Origin of the sequence: Reinekea thalattae (assembly GCF_008041945.1) — a bacterium.
Lineage (GTDB): Bacteria > Pseudomonadota > Gammaproteobacteria > Pseudomonadales > Natronospirillaceae > Reinekea > Reinekea thalattae.
In genome coordinates, this window is sequence record NZ_VKAD01000001.1 from 582,890 (window position 1) to 598,538 (window position 15,649).

The 15,649-nt window shown below is 44.7% G+C and carries 16 protein-coding genes; 6 read left to right on the forward strand and 10 right to left on the reverse strand.

Annotated features, from left to right (window positions below; genetic code table 11):
* Nucleotides 1-2: 2 nt before the first annotated feature.
* Nucleotides 3-680: a pyroglutamyl-peptidase I gene (locus FME95_RS02660; protein ID WP_147712889.1), complete on the reverse strand. Its 678-nt coding sequence runs from the start codon at nucleotides 678-680 to the stop codon at nucleotides 3-5.
* Between the two features lie 172 nt (nucleotides 681-852).
* Between FME95_RS02660 and FME95_RS02665 the strand changes: the two genes are divergently transcribed.
* The 6 genes from FME95_RS02665 (at nucleotide 853) to FME95_RS02690 (ending at nucleotide 6,163) form a co-directional block, all read left to right on the forward strand.
* The gene (locus FME95_RS02665; protein WP_147712890.1) at nucleotides 853-1,746 is read left to right on the forward strand and encodes a LysR substrate-binding domain-containing protein; all 894 of its coding nucleotides are present in this window, start codon (nucleotides 853-855) and stop codon (nucleotides 1,744-1,746) included.
* 181 nt (nucleotides 1,747-1,927) lie between these two features.
* Nucleotides 1,928-2,176 carry a CopG family transcriptional regulator gene (locus FME95_RS02670; protein WP_147712891.1) on the forward strand — a complete coding sequence of 83 codons (249 nt, stop codon included), beginning with the start codon at nucleotides 1,928-1,930 and terminating at the stop codon, nucleotides 2,174-2,176.
* A 48-nt stretch (nucleotides 2,177-2,224) separates the two neighbouring features.
* Entirely contained in the window at nucleotides 2,225-3,199 is a 975-nt protein-coding gene (locus FME95_RS02675; protein ID WP_187265420.1) for a metal ABC transporter solute-binding protein, Zn/Mn family, read from the forward strand.
* Nucleotides 3,200-3,203: 4 nt separating this feature from the next.
* Entirely contained in the window at nucleotides 3,204-3,968 is a 765-nt protein-coding gene (locus tag FME95_RS02680) for a metal ABC transporter ATP-binding protein (RefSeq protein WP_147712893.1), read from the forward strand.
* Nucleotides 3,965-4,831, forward strand: a complete 867-nt coding sequence (locus tag FME95_RS02685; protein WP_147712894.1) for a metal ABC transporter permease — start codon at nucleotides 3,965-3,967, stop codon at nucleotides 4,829-4,831. The genes FME95_RS02680 and FME95_RS02685 overlap by 4 nt, the downstream gene beginning before the upstream one ends.
* A gap of 105 nt (nucleotides 4,832-4,936) precedes the next feature.
* Nucleotides 4,937-6,163, forward strand: a complete 1,227-nt coding sequence (locus FME95_RS02690) for a tyrosine-type recombinase/integrase (RefSeq protein ID WP_147712895.1) — start codon at nucleotides 4,937-4,939, stop codon at nucleotides 6,161-6,163.
* 69 nt (nucleotides 6,164-6,232) lie between these two features.
* On the opposite strand, the gene FME95_RS02695 is transcribed toward FME95_RS02690, so the two are convergent.
* The 9 genes from FME95_RS02695 to gspL all read right to left on the reverse strand — a co-directional run bounded on the left by FME95_RS02695 (nucleotide 6,233) and on the right by gspL (nucleotide 15,646).
* Nucleotides 6,233-7,726: a tripartite tricarboxylate transporter permease gene (locus tag FME95_RS02695; RefSeq protein ID WP_147712896.1), complete on the reverse strand. Its 1,494-nt coding sequence runs from the start codon at nucleotides 7,724-7,726 to the stop codon at nucleotides 6,233-6,235.
* 9 nt (nucleotides 7,727-7,735) lie between these two features.
* The gene (locus FME95_RS02700; protein ID WP_147712897.1) at nucleotides 7,736-8,197 is read right to left on the reverse strand and encodes a tripartite tricarboxylate transporter TctB family protein; all 462 of its coding nucleotides are present in this window, start codon (nucleotides 8,195-8,197) and stop codon (nucleotides 7,736-7,738) included.
* A 99-nt stretch (nucleotides 8,198-8,296) separates the two neighbouring features.
* Nucleotides 8,297-9,223, reverse strand: a complete 927-nt coding sequence (locus FME95_RS02705) for a tripartite tricarboxylate transporter substrate binding protein (RefSeq protein WP_147712898.1) — start codon at nucleotides 9,221-9,223, stop codon at nucleotides 8,297-8,299.
* A gap of 472 nt (nucleotides 9,224-9,695) precedes the next feature.
* Nucleotides 9,696-10,397: a hypothetical protein gene (locus FME95_RS02710; RefSeq protein WP_147712899.1), complete on the reverse strand. Its 702-nt coding sequence runs from the start codon at nucleotides 10,395-10,397 to the stop codon at nucleotides 9,696-9,698.
* A 57-nt stretch (nucleotides 10,398-10,454) separates the two neighbouring features.
* Complete coding sequence (locus FME95_RS02715) at nucleotides 10,455-11,126, reverse strand: response regulator (RefSeq protein ID WP_222709894.1); 672 nt, start codon at nucleotides 11,124-11,126, stop codon at nucleotides 10,455-10,457.
* A 14-nt stretch (nucleotides 11,127-11,140) separates the two neighbouring features.
* Complete coding sequence (locus tag FME95_RS02720) at nucleotides 11,141-12,322, reverse strand: sensor histidine kinase (protein WP_147712900.1); 1,182 nt, start codon at nucleotides 12,320-12,322, stop codon at nucleotides 11,141-11,143.
* A 77-nt stretch (nucleotides 12,323-12,399) separates the two neighbouring features.
* Complete coding sequence (gene gorA, locus FME95_RS02725) at nucleotides 12,400-13,779, reverse strand: glutathione-disulfide reductase (protein WP_147712901.1); 1,380 nt, start codon at nucleotides 13,777-13,779, stop codon at nucleotides 12,400-12,402.
* Nucleotides 13,780-13,904: 125 nt separating this feature from the next.
* Nucleotides 13,905-14,387, reverse strand: coding sequence for a type II secretion system protein GspM (gene gspM, locus FME95_RS02730; RefSeq protein WP_147712902.1), 483 nt, complete (start codon nucleotides 14,385-14,387; stop codon nucleotides 13,905-13,907).
* A gap of 2 nt (nucleotides 14,388-14,389) precedes the next feature.
* Nucleotides 14,390-15,646: a type II secretion system protein GspL gene (gene gspL, locus FME95_RS02735; protein ID WP_147712903.1), complete on the reverse strand. Its 1,257-nt coding sequence runs from the start codon at nucleotides 15,644-15,646 to the stop codon at nucleotides 14,390-14,392.
* Nucleotides 15,647-15,649 lie beyond the last annotated feature (3 nt).

Sequence of the window (15,649 nt, forward strand, 5' to 3'; positions counted from 1 at the left end):
TATTATTCCACCTTATTCACCTGAAGCTGTTTGTGTAGCTCACTAACCAACAGCGCAACGGCATCGGTCAGTGTCTGTTCGTCCATGGTTTTAGGCGTATCGATATAGTTTAATGCGTCACCCTTTGGTGGTTCGATAAAAGGAATATGAACAAAACCGCAGAGCATTTTTTGTAGTTGTTGGTTTTCTTGATTTAATTTTTGAGCTAAATAGTTGCCGGTATACAGCATCTGATTACACAGATGCGTTCCGGCGGAGAAAGAAAGTTTGGCAGCGAAGCCAGCTTGATTAAGTTTTTCTACTAATAAGCTACTCGGAAAGTTGGCTTCTAATGCCAACGGGCCTTGCTCAAAAACTCTCAACTGATCGGCAATAAAGCCATTCACATCTGGAACTTCAATAAAGTGACGTTTATTGATAGCCAGTGTTTCAAGCTGTATAGCGTCGGTTCGCCCAGAAACGCCAATACCGACCCAGGCATCGGGCTGGAACTCTCTTATCACTCGGTTCATTGACACATAAAGCTGCTCTGAGTCGACCGCCATATGAACAAACCGAATATCTAAATCTGGCCAGTCACGTAACTTCAGGTTCTCTATAACGACCGTCGATGGATTCACTGGCGCTCTCAGCCAACTGCCGTAACCGGATAAGACGATTCTTAGTTTCCTTGATGACATAACAAACCTTTGCTCGACCAGATTTATAGATCTGATACTGACAAAGGATTGCAATCACATCCAATTATAAGTAATCATGAGCTCATAACCTAAACTGATAGCATGAAGAAACCCATAGCCAAATAAGTTGCCTTATAAGGCTGTTTCCCGTTGGAGCAATAGGCAGAACATTATGATTCGATACCGACAAATAGAAGCGTTTAGATACGTTATGGTGACAGGAACGATGACTGGCGCAGCCAATTCTATGGCGGTAAGCCAGCCTGCGATCAGCCGGTTGATCAGTGATTTAGAATATTATTTAAAGTTTAAATTGTTTGATCGAATCAAAGGGCGGTTGGTGCCAACGCAAGAAGCGATGCAGTTCTATCAGGGTGTCGATCAATTTTATATCGGCTTTGAACAGTTAGAAGATGTTGCCGATAAAATTCGCACCCAACGACCATCGGATTTAAAAATTTGCGCCACACCCGCGCTTTCTACTTACGTTTGTCCTGATGCTGTTCAACGATTTCGGGTGCAGTACCCAAACGTTAGCCTATTAATAGAAAGCTTATCCTCTACCGAAGTGGTGCATCGGCTTAAAACTCATATGGCGAATTTAGGTATTACCACCGCCTTCCCTGACGTTCCGGGTATTGAACAGATCCACTGGCGAACCTGTGCTCATGTCTGCGCCCTGCATCATAGCCATCCGCTGGTTGAAAAACCGCTAATCACGGCAGATGACCTCGTTGGTGAAGAGATTTTAAAAATACTGCCTGCGGGTTTTGTTAATTGGCAGCGAGTCACTAAAACATTGAACGAGGCTGGCATTCATTACAGCGATAGAATCGGTATTCAAAGCTCTCATACTGGCTACAGCATGGTTGCACAAAACTTAGCTGTCGCGATTATAGAGCCCTTTGCTGCAACAACTTGGCTCAACAACGGCGTGGTTATTAAGCCCTTTGAACCTACCATTGAATTTGATTATGTCATTGCTCGTGCAGAGTCAGCCCCGATGACCGAGACGGAGAAAACCTTTATCGCTGCACTTCAGGATGTCTCCTTACCTTCTGCTTAATCTGCTTAAATAGCTATTGCAACAACACTTTACATAATTAAGCGCCGCCTAATCGGTTCTGATATTGACAGTCGAGAATCATTTTCACTATGCTTGCGCCAGCTAGGTATTACTAAGTATTACCTAGCAACAGCAATTGCTAAATCAACACATTCACAGCTTTAGACCGGAGGGGCAAAGCATGAAAGAACAGGTTGTCACATTTAAAGCCGACAAGCGCATGTCCGAGCAGCTTAAAAACATTCCTAATAAGTCTGAATTTATCCGCAATGCGGTCTTCAAAGCACTCAACAATGTTTGCCCGGTTTGTAACGGGGTCGGCGTGTTGAATAGCTGCCAACAAGACCACTGGCAGGACTTTACTGCACATCACGCCGTAGAGCGGTGCGATGATTGCCAATCGGTTCACTTGGCCTGTGAACACAATTAAAACCTTCAGCTAAGCCCAATGACGCACTGAGATATAAGGAAAACCCTGTTGAATACATTATTGTCTTTTCATACCAAGGTTGTAGCCATCGTAGCTTCTGCCTTATTGCCTGCAGCCCTGCTGGCTGCTGAGGCTCAAGTTAAGGTGTATACCAGCATCTTGCCACAGAGCTACTTTGTCGAAAAAATCGGCGGTGACCGTGTAGATGTCAGCGTATTAGTCAGCCCAGGTAAAGGCCCTGCTACTTATGAACCGACCCCTCGCCAAGTTTTAGAGCTTGGTTCTACCGATATTCTATTTACTATTGGTGTTCCGTTTGAAAAAGCCTTTATACCAACCATTAAGCAAACATTACCCGAGCTTACCATTGTCGATACTGCAGCCGGTATTCAGCGCCGCATTATGACTGAGCCTCACCATCACGATGATGAACACGAATACCACGACGCCGATCATGAAGGTGACCATGACGAACATGAGCACCACAACGAGGCTCATCATGAAGACGATCACGATGATCATCACCACGAAGAAGGCGGAGAAGATCCACACATTTGGCTATCGCCTCGCCTAGTGAAAGTACAGGCTCAAACCATCTATAACGCGCTGGTAAATGCAGACCCTGCTGGCAAAGCCGTTTATAGCCAAGGCTTAAAAGCGCTAATCTCTGAACTAGATGAGCTGGATGCCAAACTCAGCACAACACTTGCACCTTTTAAAGGCCAGACGCTATTTGTTTATCATCCATCGATGGGCTATTTCACAGACGATTACGGTCTTAAGCAGGCGGCTATTGAAACCGGTGGCAAAGAGCCCTCTCCTTCGGCGCTAGAGCACATCATCGAAGAAGCAAAGGAACAGAATGTTAAAATTATTTTTGTTCAACCTGAGTTTTCTCAAAACTCTGCTCGTTCTATTGCTAAAGCGATTGATGGTGCTGTGGTAACATTGACGCCCCTTGATCCTGATTACATTAATAACCTGACGCATATTGCAGAAGAAATAGAGAAGGCGTTTAACTAGCACCATGACCGATATCCACATTAAAGCTGACAAGGTCAGCTTTTCTTACAACAAGCAACAGACAGTGTTATCGGATATCGGTTTCTCTGTTCGCAAAAATGAAATCGCAGCCTTCGTTGGCCCTAATGGCGGCGGTAAAACAACATTACTACGCCTTATTGCGGGCTTATTAAAACCCGAGTCTGGCGTAATTGAATTAAATGGTCGTTGTCGTGCCCTTTCAGAAAGCGCACAGCTGATCAGCTATGTGCCGCAATACGCAAAGTTCGATAAACAATTCCCGATGACGGTATTCGATGTGGTATTGACTGGCCTAATAAAGCCCTTTGGCTTTTACTCTAAAGCCGATAAAGACGCTGCTATGCAAGCATTACAATACGTTAGCCTTGAGGCATTAAAAAACCGCTCGGTGGCCGACCTTTCCGGTGGCCAGATGCAACGCATGCTTATTGCTCGCGCTCTAGTTTCGCCTAAAGAGGTTCTGCTATTAGATGAACCAACCGCAAATATCGACCAAGAAAGCAGTGATCAGCTTAAGTCGTTAATTAGCGATTTGAGCCAATCAATTACAGTATTATTGGTCACTCATGACACAGGCTTTTTGAATAACCTCGTCAATCGACTCTTTTTGGTTAATAAAACCCTTCGTGAACTTTCAATCAGCGACCACTATTGCCAACTGGATTCTTACGAACCCCTATCATTGATACAAAACAACACGCCAATGCCATTAGTTAACACCACCAAAACAGAGGAGCACACGCTATGAGTGAGTTCTTTGCGGCACTGGCAAACCCCAATGTCCCCTTTATTCGTTATGCTCTATTTGCGGGTCTGCTTTCGAGTATTCCATTTGGCATTATCGGATCCTTTGTTGTCGTTAAACGTATGACCTACATTGCCGGAGCCGTCAGCCATACAGCTTTAGGCGGTATTGGCATGGCGCTGTACTTAAGCACGCTGTTTGGCTTTACCTTAATTTCACCACTCGGCGGCGCTGTTATCTTTGCGTTGTTTTCCGGCATTATTATTAGCCTAGCAACCAGTTTTAGCCACGCTCGTATCGATACCATCATTGGTGCAACCTGGTCGATTGGCATGTCCATTGGCATGGTTTTTATCTATTTAACGCCGGGTTATATCGATCCAATGAGTTATCTGTTCGGTAATATTCTGCTAATTTCCAAAACTAATCTCATCATGATTGCAGCTCTAAATGGTTTTATTACCCTCTGCTGCTTAGTCTTTTTCAACCAGTTTGTCGCGGTTTCATTCGATAAAGAGTTCGCTAAAACTCGCAATATTAATATTGTACTGTTTGAAAGTTTTTTAATTTTATTAGTTTCACTAACAGTCATTTTGATGATTTCGTTGGTTGGTATCGTCATGGTGATCGCGCTGCTAACGCTACCGCCGGCTATCGCAGGCTTGTTTGCAAAGCGCATGAAAACATTAGTCGTTGTAGCAGCGTTGTTGTGTGGCTGTATTACCAGTTTAGGATTGGTATTGAGCTATGTATTAGAACTGCCAACCGGTTCAAGCACTGTTATTTTGGCTGGCGCAATCTATTTGGTCTGTGTGCTGGCTAAATTTATGTTTAAGCGACGTCCATTACGATTAAGCGCTGTTTAATTGGTTGTTTAGCTCGACACAACGAAACCGCGCTTAAGTTGCCGATTGCATTGCCATCGGCGCTGATCAATAATTTCAATTCAAACAGCAACCACTGCAACTCATATGGCCACACCAAAACCAACGCCCCTATTCCCGAAAGCTGATGAAATGGTCGATTTTGACCTAAGAGATTACCCCGGGATTTCTGAGGCGTTGGACAGCGCGTGGAAAAAAGAAAACTGGCAGTACGCTTTCGACTTTTTAGCCTACATCCGTCGCAATAAATCTGAACATACCTTTGTTCGTTTTCGCAGTGAAATTGAAAAGCTATTGTTGTGGTTGTTCCTAATTAAACAGCAACCGTTAGATGCGTTACGAAAAAATGATATTTTAGAGTACGCCGATTTTTTTTGGCAGCCGCCTAAAACTTGGATGACGTTTAGCAATTACGATCGCTTTGTTTTGGATAATGGTTATTTTGTCATCAATAAAAAATGGTTGCCGTACAGGGTATCTGTTGCCAAAGGCTCCAACCTAAAACCGGATAAATCTAAGTATCGGCCATCGCAACAATCCTTGTCTGCAATGTTCACGGCCATTAACGCCTTTTTTAAGCATCTTACCGAAGAAGAATTCCTGTATGGTAATCCAGTGCCGATTGCCAAAAAAGACTGCCGCTATTTCATCAAAGACAGCCAAGTGAAAAAAACCAAACGACTTTCTGAAGCACAGTGGGAATATGTATTAACCACCTGTATCGATTTGGCCGATTCTGACGCCTACTATGAGCGTAACCTGTTTTTAATTATTACGCTTAAGACATTGTTTTTACGTATTTCAGAGTTATCTGATCGCGAAGCATGGAACCCGAAAATGGGAGATTTCTGGAAAGACCATGACGGCAACTGGTGGTTAAAGATTTATGGTAAGGGTCGCAAAATTCGTGATGTGACCGTACCGGATGATTACTTGGTTTATTTAAAGCGTTACCGATTGTCGCAAAATTTACCGGCGTTACCCGCCAGCAATGAAGCAACACCTATCATTTATAAACTACGAGGTCCTGGCAGCCCAACAGCAAGACAGTTAACCAGGCTGATTCAAGAGATTTTTGACCAAGCTTTTGAACGGATGAAAAAACAGCAAGGTATTGAAGAAGCACAGCAATTAAAAGAGTCTTCATCTCACTGGTTACGACACACCGGAGCCAGTATGGAAATTGAGCGAGGCCGAGATATGAAAGATGTATCTGAAGATTTAGGTCATGCCAGTATGGCAACCACCGATGTGGTGTACGTACAGTCTGAAGATAAAAAACGTGCCGCCAGTGGTAAAGGTCGCAAGGTTTAATTCAGCAGTCACTATATTAAATACAAAAAAAAAGAGGCTTAACGCCTCTTTTTTAGTTTCAGTTTTTAATTAGGATGCCTCGGCGGCAAGCTTTTTAGCCTTATTGTTTCTACGAACGGTAGAAACAACCGACAGTATTGCCAAGACAATAAAGGCTAATGCGATCGGCCTTTCGTATAAAAACGACCAACTACCCTCAAACATCAATAACGATTTTCTTAAATTCTGCTCTGCCATCGGGCCGAGAATAATCGCTAATAAAATCGGCGATGATGGTATATCCATCTTAGAAAGTAAGAAGCCGAGCACGCCAAAAAATATAGCGATACCGACATCGAACATTGAATTGTTAATCGCATAGGCGCCGACGATAGATAAGAAAATAATGATAGGAATCATCAATATTTTCGGCACTTCGGTGATCTTGCAGAAGAATCGGATACCTAACAAACCGACCAACAACATGACGATATTACCGACAAGCATCGAGCTGAAAATGCCATATACAATTTCAGGGTTCTGGGTAAATAATAACGGCCCAGGGGTTAAACCTTGAATGATTAAGGCACCAAGCAATACCGCAGCAACGGCATCACCCGGTACGCCTAAGGTTAACAGCGGAACTAATGAGCCGCCTGTGACCCCGTTATTACCGGATTCTGCAGAGGCCAAGCCTTCTACCGAGCCTTGACCAAATTCATCAGGATTTTTCGAAACTCGTTTGGCCTCGTTATAGCAAACAAATGCTGATATATCCGCGCCTGCGCCCGGAACTGAGCCAATAGCGGTGCCGAACAACGCACTTTTTAATGAAGTCGGCAGCATCTTTTTCAAATCATTAAAGCTTAATAACTTATAACTAAAGTTATTCGACGCCTTAATGTTGTTAAACAGCTTCTCTAATTGGCTAAGCGCCTCAGAAATCGCAAATAACCCAATCAATACAGGGATAACATTAATACCACTGTATAGATCTAAAATGCCAAAGGTGAAGCGCGGTACGCTGCTGATAGGATCTAAACCTATCGTCGATACAAACAAACCGATGGTGCCGGCAAGTAAGCCTTTTAGAATATTTTTTGATGCCACACTGGCAATAATGGTTAAGCCAAATAACGCCAAGGCAAAGTACTCTGGAGCGTTAAAGCGCAATGCAAACTTAGCCAGCAATGGTGCAATGCAGATCAAAATAATGGTACTGGTAATACCACCAATGAACGAAGCCACTGCAGAAATACTTAAGGCTCTGGCCGCTTGCCCTTTAAGGGTCATCGCATAGCCATCCAGTACCGATGCAGCCGAAGCCGGTGTGCCGGGTGTTTTCAAAAGAATCGCGGCTATTGAGCCACCATAAATTCCGCCAATATAAACACCAATCAGCATCACCAATGCTGGGGTCGCTTCCATACCGAAGGTAAAGGGCAATAAAATAGCAACCCCCATGGTTGCTGTGAGGCCAGGTAATGCGCCGAGAATGACGCCCCCTACTACACCAAATATTAAAACAGGCAATACAGACAGGCTAAAGGCGGTGGCGAGACCACCTAATAAATACTCAAACATACAGGCCCCTTAATAAAAAATGCCGGTCGGAAGGGAAATGAAGAATACCTTGGCAAACAAAAAGTAGATGCCAAAAACAAACAGCCATGCGATTAAATAATAAAGTGGTTTAGTCACCCTTAAGCAAGCAAGGTAGGCAGTAAAGCTAAGAAGGCTTGCAGGCAAATAACCAACAAATGAAATAAGAATCGCATACCCTATTAAGAACAATAGGCCCATCAATGACATGAGTGAGACAATAGGGGTAGTTTCAGATTCGTCTAATTGGCTTCGATGCTTTTTCATCAGATGTTGAACAATTAAGGCAATGCAGATAACCAGCTGTGCCAAAATAATAACTGAAGGGAAAAATTTCGCACCAACGCTGGCGTCTTGTTGATATAACGGCACTTCAAACTGGGGAATCAGTGCCAGTACAACAGCGCACAACACTATGACGATAACGGGAAAGACAACTTCTCTATTTAACATAATAGAAAGACACCTTGAGAAATTCGTTGATTACGAAGATAAAGGTTGGCAAGCCGATGCTCGCCAACCATGGGTTTAGAACCTGTTATTAATCAGAAATTATTTAACAAGTGCACCCAGTGCTTGTGTATCTTCTTTAACGAACTCAGTGAATTCCGCTGCGTTCATGTTGTGGATCGTCATCGCGCCTTTGGCCATGAAGTCTTTAAACTCTTTAGAAGCCATCGCTTCATCAAAAGCCTTGCCTAGCGTTTCAATGACATCAGCAGGCGTACCTTTAGGTGCGCCAATACCACGCCAAGTACCAGACGTTACGTTAACGCCCTGCTCGATCAACGTTGGTACATCAGGAATCATCGCAGTACGCTCTTTAGACATAACGCCTAGCGCTTTTAGCTGACCTGAACGTAGCTGAGAAATCGCTTCACCTGGAGTTACCATAGTCACTGCTGTATGACCACCTAATACGGCAGGAATTGCTTCTGAAGCACCATTGTATGGAATAGCATTCAGTTTAATGCCTTGGTCTTTTTCTAAGGCCATTAGGTAAAAGTTAGGCGCTGCTGTAGAGGCAAATTTAACTGAACCAGGATTGGCTTTAGCATCGTTGATTAGGTCGCTAATGCTGTTGTATGGGCTGCTCGCAGAAACCAAAACCACTGCAGGGTCGAGGTTAACTAGACGAATTAATTCAAAATCATCAGCAGAATGCTGCATTAGACCCATTTGCGGTAACGATGCAATTTCACGGGTAACAACAGTTAGCGTATAGCCATCTGGACGTTGCTGAGCACCAAAGCTCATACCAACGGCACCAGAACCACCGGTTCGGTTCATGACCGTAATGTTTTTACCCAAAATATCTTTAGTGCTGTTAGCGATGGTACGGCCAACCGCGTCAGTACCGCCACCTGCACCAAAAGGAACAATGAGTCGAATATTCTTGGTTGGATAGTCTGCAGCAAAGGTTGATGCTGCTGCGATAACACTAGCCGCCGCTACGACGGTTTTTAGTAGCTTTTTCATAGTTATAACCCTTTTATGCTTGTTGGTTTCGGTTAATACTTTTGTCACTATGTTGCTTATTTATTAGCTATGACGTTGTTTGTTTTTATAGTTGTACTGTCTAATTGCTGTACACATTCACTATGCATAGTGATGTGCTGTTACGCAAGTAAATCTATCTATTCGACGATCAAGGTAGTCGCTAGCAACTTGCGCTGCTGTTCGATACCTCTAAAAACCGCCTCCTCATCAATCATAGAGGGTCTATGAAGGACTCAGCTGAGGCTTAATTTATAGCCTAACGTTGTTAATATCAAGCCTTTGGTCAACCAAAAATAGATTTGATTCGCATTATCTGTGCACCTCTACGCATTTTGGTTGACCAATATTTAAAGATCTCAACCGTTTCTGCGTATTTTATGTTTTTATATAGCAATGCGACCCTTCATACGACCAGTATTCAATATGGCCCACTAAAACAAAAAGAGTTCCGTTAGCTGCCTGATAAATTTAACGATTCGACAGTTACCCCGAGATGGACATTATTCCAGACCAGGTCTTCAACCAGTCGTTCAATTAATAGCTGAGCACTGTTACGGTTCGGTGACTGCTTGAACAGGTCGAAAGCAATCTTGCAGGAGTTCGCCAAGGTGCGCTGTTGAGTACAGCAATTTAGGTATCGTAGTGTGTACTTCGTTAATTCCTTCGGAGTGTAGCGTGACAGCTGCGTGAATAGTTGCTGGCTTTGTTCATTTTCTTTTTGCTTATTCAACTCGTACAGCGCCGACTTGAGCCCGGATTCTACCGCTTCACTTAAGGTTTTGATGCCGGTAAGCTTTTTGTATTCCACCAGATCCCGATGTGCCTCGGTCGTTAAAGTAATGTTTACCGGTTTGATTTGTAAGCGCTGTTCTCGACGTCGACGTTTTTTTGCTGATAGTGCCTTGCGATAACGAGCGCGATCTTCTTCGGTAATCGAATGATCTAACAGCTGCTGCAACTTTCTGAGCATTTCATTGGTTGGTTTTTCAACCTGTCGCCATTGAGCAATTGACTGTTGAATCGAGCTAATACCCATTTCATGGATTGGATGTTCTGGCTGGAGCAACCACTGCCGTTGATGAGTTTGATATTCAAACCAATCTAAGCAATCCAGCCAATCCTGACTGCTAATGCGATATCGAGGGCGAGCCATAAAAAACCTATTCGAAGTTTAAAATAGCGTTATTATGACTACAACGTAGACGATAGATCAAATAATTCCCTGTTCTATCGCTCTAAGCACGGCACGGGTTCGATCGCGCACTTTCAGCTTAAACAGAATATTTGAGACATGGTTTTTGATAGTCCCTTCGGATTTAAAGATGGCCCGAGAGATCTCTTTATTGGAATAGCCGCCAGCCAACAGCCGTAAAATCTCTATTTCTCGCTTAGATAGCGGAGCCTCTATAGGTTCGTCTTCAACCTTACTTTCGACCTTACCTTTTAGGTCATCAAAGCCTTTGATCAGTCGTTCGGTTACCGCTGGTTGAATGAGCGTATCGCCCCGATTAACGGTTTCGATAGCTTCGACCAACGACTCTAATGACACGTCCTTTAGCAAAAAGCCTTTTGCACCAGAGCGAATACCATTGAGCACCAGATCATGATCATCAAAGGTGGTGAGTATAATCACCGGCACTTGAATAGTCTGTTGGCTCATACGCTGCAACGTTTCAATGCCATCCAGTCGTGGCATTCTGATATCCATGAGGATCACATCCAGCTCTTGTTGCGCGATAATCTCTAGTGCTTCTATACCATCAGAAGCTTCAGCCACGGTGCGAATATGGTCAGTAAGGTTCAGTAACGACTTAATGCCTTCACGAACTAAGTTTTGGTCATCGACCAGCATGATATTAATTGGTGTTGTTGTAACAGTCATGACCCACCTGTTTGTTAAGAAGGAATAAGGATTCTCAATATAAAATGATTATCCAGCGTAAACTCACACTGGCCACCAATCGCGTCAACCCGCTCTTGCATGCCCTTTAGGCCATTGCCCAGTTGGAATTCGCTGGCACCAACGCCATTATCTTCAATCTGTAATATCAGATGTTCATCTTCTTCACGCAAGACAATCGACAGTGTATCGGCATTGGTATGCTTCAGGGTGTTAGTTATAGATTCTTGCACACATCGAAACAACACCTCAGCGATCCGATAGTCCTGAATGTGTACGTCGGCATCGTAATGCAGTTGCGATTTTAAGTTGGGGGTTTGCGTTATCAGTGCTTCCAGCGCTTCTTTAAGGTTTAGTTCGGTTTTCTCACGCATGTGCCCGACGGTTTCACGCACATCTTGCATCAGTTGACGCGACATCTGATACGCCTGCTGCACAGTTTGCTGAATAGCTGGCTCTTTAGCGGTATAGGTTAAATATTGCAGTTTTAAAATAAGCGCAGATAAACCATGACCTAAGCCATCGTGTAAATCACGCGATATTCTAAGCCGTTCGCTCTGTTCCGTCGATTGCTTCAATAGCTCCTGCATGGCAACCAACTCTTTGTTCAGCCCTGCAATCTGCTCGTAAGCCGCCTTTTCTTGAATAATACGCAGCGCGATTCGGATCGTCAGTAATTGGAGCGCCCCACCCATGGCAGAAACAAAAAAGGCATCCTCTGTTCCTGCTTTAAGGTGTAAGCAGTAATCGATAGCCATCAAAGCTATGATGATGAGCATAGAATGAAACTGACCAAAGCAGATCGGCACCTGTGCCGCCAGTGCCACAGAAATAAGGATGTCCGCTGTTACACCTGGATCGCTATGCCAACGAATTAGCACAACCATAGCTAACTGACCGATAAAACCTAATCGCCGAACTAACTGCTGATTATTCTTAAACGGCCGGTAGCGAGCCTTGTTATAAGGCTGATCTCGCGTGGTCAGATAGAAAAAATAAATTGCCAGCAACAGGGCCGCGGCAATTAAAAATAATCGCACAACCCCTTTGCTGGACTCGATAGGATGAGCACTTAAGGTTAAATAACACACCACAGCCCATGCTAAATATCCGAGCATACCTTCTAGCTTTTGAGCTATAGATAGCTGAATGGTGGCATCTAGCGTCGGCTTATGCACAGATCACGCCCTTATGCCATCGGCAGCCACTGGCTGCGATAACAACGAAACGGCAATGTTGCATGACCACTCGAGCATCAGTCCGTCTTACGACCAATAACACGGCTAACAGAGCCCATGGTGACAAACTCCTCGGCGGCAGTAGGATGAATGGCTACGGTGTTATCGAAATCACTCTTGGTAGCACCAGCTTGCATCGCAACACCAATCCCCTGAATAATCTCACCGGCGTCTGAGCCAACCATATGGCAGCCAATCACTTTATCGGTCTCGGTATCAACCAATAGCTTCATTAGCATGCGTTGTGAACTGCCTGACAGCGTGTTTTTCATCGGCCGGAAAATGCTTTCGTACACCTCGACGCGATCATACTTCGCTGCGGCTTCATCTTCGGTAAGGCCAACCGTTCCGATATTAGGCTGACAGAAGACTGCGGTAGGAATCAGATCATAGTTAACGCTGTATTTGGGTGTTTCGCCAAATAGGTGATTCGCAAGGTACATACCCTCGGCAATCGCTACAGGCGTCAGCTGGGCACGATCAATGACATCGCCAACGGCGTAAATATTGGCAACATTAGTTTGATACTGATCATTCACAGCAATACTGCCTTTGCTGGTCAACGCAACACCAGCGGCATCTAGGTTCAATGGTTCAACCAACGGCTTGCGACCTGTTGCTGCAATAATGGTGCCCGCCTCAAGTACGTTACCGCTGGTTAGGTGGGCTTTCAGCACACCGGATGCATCCTTTTCTACCTGCTCAATATTTTCACCGTAATGAACCTGAATACCGGTTAACTCCAGTTGCTCAGAGACAAAGTCTCGCACACCACGATCAAAGCCACGTAACAGCTTATCGCCGCGGTAAACCAGATGCGTTTCGATACCTAGACCATTCAAAATACCGGCAAATTCAACCGCAATGTAACCACCGCCGAGCACGATCATGCGTTCTGGTAAGGATTCCAGATAGAAAAACTCGTTTGACGTTACGATATGCTCAGCACCAGCAATGTCTGGTTTAAAAGGCCAGCTGCCAGTAGCGATAAGGATTTTCTCAGCACTGACGGAACGATCACCAATACGCACCTGATGCGCCGACTCAAACTGGGCGCTGCCATATAGGATCTCGACGTTATTGTTCTCTAATAGATTCTGGTAAATACCATTTAAGCGTTTAATTTCATTGGTTTTGTTATCACGCAGCTTAACCCAATCAAATCGAGGCGTACCATCTACAGTGTAGCCAAAACCCTGCGCATCTTTGAAATGCTGGCCGTATTCAGAGGCATAGACAAACAGCTTTTTCGGTACGCAACCGACATTAACGCAAGTACCTCCAAGATCGCGAGACTCAACCACCGCAACCTTGGCGCCTAATTGAGCTGAAACTCGTGCTGCTCTAACACCACCGGAACCTGCACCAATGACCAGTAAATCGTAATCAAAACTCATCTATTATCCTTAGTTGTGCCTCTAGGCACGCGTCTTAATCATTAAAAAGTTATCTAACCAGCCATAGACACAGCGAGTTCATAGCAGTTCTCATGGAGGCCATAAAAAATCATACTAACCATAGCCTAAGGCAGTAATGTCACGCGAACATCAACATAGCCAGACTTAGCGCCCTGATCGACCACCAAATCGGTGTGAGCAATGCCCCGCTCTTCTAAACTTGCTAACCAGGCAATGACAGCACTAAAAGCTGCCTCCTCTAACCAGACTTTCAGATTGTTGCCATCCGGTTCAAAGCGTTGAATATCAAAACCATTCACGGCGGCCTGTTTACGTACTTCGCTGTTTAGATCGGTCGTCGCGGAAACTGCGACATTCGCATTATTAGACATCGCTAAAGGCGCTAATCGGGTTAATTCTTGGTAAGTTTGCTGCGCCGCCGTTAAATTGGCCTTATGGCCTGCCAGCAGCCGATGTAACGGAGAAATAAGGCCAAAAACCAAAATAGCAACCACAAGCAAGCCAGAAAGCCATTTTAACGCCAGCTGATCTCGCGCCGATAGTTGCTGCCAACGCTCTGTTAATTGGTTTAGAGTGTCTTGAAACATCGCTACGCGCCTCCCTTTACCGCTTTAAAACGCGCTCGAATTTGATCGTTATCTTGATTCGCAGAATAAGAAACCTCATAACCCTGCTCATCTAAATGTGAATTAAGCTGTTCAAACAGCTGATACGCCTCACTGCTCGACCCTTCGCTCACCAATAGAGTAAACAGCGCTTCGTTACGTTGCGCATTAAAACGAAAATCTTCCATCAGTGCAGAACCAGATGCCGTTGCAAGGTCGTTTAAAATTCCGAGCGCAGACGAATGCTGTTCTGCAATGCCAGTATTGCCTGCGGCTAAGGCTCGCATTTCTCGAACCATAAGCGGGCGCTGTATACGTTTTTGCGCACCAAAGACCTGTAAAAACACCGCTTCACTGGCCGCCCATGTTTGATCAACCTGGCGCTTAAGTTGTTGGTTAGTTAATAAAGCCATAATCAGCAGCAACAACATTGTCACGCATGCAGCTAGGCTGACTGGTAACCAGGGACGCCATGAGTTGCTTTGTCGCTTTGGTCTAAAGGCACCTTGCAAGATATTCAATGATGATTGATGAGCTCGCAGCGATAACAGCCATTGACCGTTATAGGACCGATTGCGCCAATCAACCTGATAACCACTGGCTTGTAACTCGTTGGCTAATATTTTTGCAGGCCCTTCGGCACTGTCACTATGAATCACAATAGTCTGATCGCTTGCTAGCTGATGTTGTTGTGCCCATAAATCAAACCATTCTGAAAAACCCTGACTGTGAATTTGATGCGCTTCGGCTTGGTAACATAGACGCACCTGCTGCTCATCGAGTTGGATGGTGAGCTCATTAGCATCATCGGCAGCCAGCAGTTCATGCTCTGAATAGGCCTCGGCAACAAGAAAACCTTCAGATTCTAGCGACGCTAACACCTCGGTTAACTGAGCTGTCTGGCTCACTAAAACGCGCAATTGCCCCTGTTCAGGCTTACCCAATGGAATAAGGTGAAGTTCCTCTACCGATTGTGCCAAGGCATCCTCACAGGCAAACTTCAGTGCATCTGGACTGAGTTTTTTTATCGCGCTAGGAACTTGGATACTGATGGTTGAAAACCAGAGTGCGGGTAGATAAAGCCGACATTCAACCTGATCGAAATTTTTCCGCCGCTTGTCATGCGCTAATTGATCGAGCGAGCCTTGCTGTAATTGTGCGTTGAGTCGCTGCGGCGTTAAGTGCCATGCCCAGAGGATATCTCCTTCATTGGTCCACTTAAGTGTTAATTGGATACTCATCAA

Coding starts and splice junctions, on each gene's coding strand:
- FME95_RS02660 (WP_147712889.1), bottom strand. CDS start 680: ATGTCATCAAGGAAACTAAGAATCGTCTTATCCGGTTACGGCAGTTGG.
- FME95_RS02665 (WP_147712890.1), top strand. CDS start 853: ATGATTCGATACCGACAAATAGAAGCGTTTAGATACGTTATGGTGACA.
- FME95_RS02670 (WP_147712891.1), top strand. CDS start 1,928: ATGAAAGAACAGGTTGTCACATTTAAAGCCGACAAGCGCATGTCCGAG.
- FME95_RS02680 (WP_147712893.1), top strand. CDS start 3,204: ATGACCGATATCCACATTAAAGCTGACAAGGTCAGCTTTTCTTACAAC.
- FME95_RS02685 (WP_147712894.1), top strand. CDS start 3,965: ATGAGTGAGTTCTTTGCGGCACTGGCAAACCCCAATGTCCCCTTTATT.
- FME95_RS02690 (WP_147712895.1), top strand. CDS start 4,937: ATGGCCACACCAAAACCAACGCCCCTATTCCCGAAAGCTGATGAAATG.
- FME95_RS02695 (WP_147712896.1), bottom strand. CDS start 7,726: ATGTTTGAGTATTTATTAGGTGGTCTCGCCACCGCCTTTAGCCTGTCT.
- FME95_RS02700 (WP_147712897.1), bottom strand. CDS start 8,197: ATGTTAAATAGAGAAGTTGTCTTTCCCGTTATCGTCATAGTGTTGTGC.
- FME95_RS02705 (WP_147712898.1), bottom strand. CDS start 9,223: ATGAAAAAGCTACTAAAAACCGTCGTAGCGGCGGCTAGTGTTATCGCA.
- FME95_RS02710 (WP_147712899.1), bottom strand. CDS start 10,397: ATGGCTCGCCCTCGATATCGCATTAGCAGTCAGGATTGGCTGGATTGC.
- FME95_RS02715 (WP_222709894.1), bottom strand. CDS start 11,126: ATGACTGTTACAACAACACCAATTAATATCATGCTGGTCGATGACCAA.
- gorA (WP_147712901.1), bottom strand. CDS start 13,779: ATGAGTTTTGATTACGATTTACTGGTCATTGGTGCAGGTTCCGGTGGT.
- gspM (WP_147712902.1), bottom strand. CDS start 14,387: ATGTTTCAAGACACTCTAAACCAATTAACAGAGCGTTGGCAGCAACTA.
- gspL (WP_147712903.1), bottom strand. CDS start 15,646: ATGAGTATCCAATTAACACTTAAGTGGACCAATGAAGGAGATATCCTC.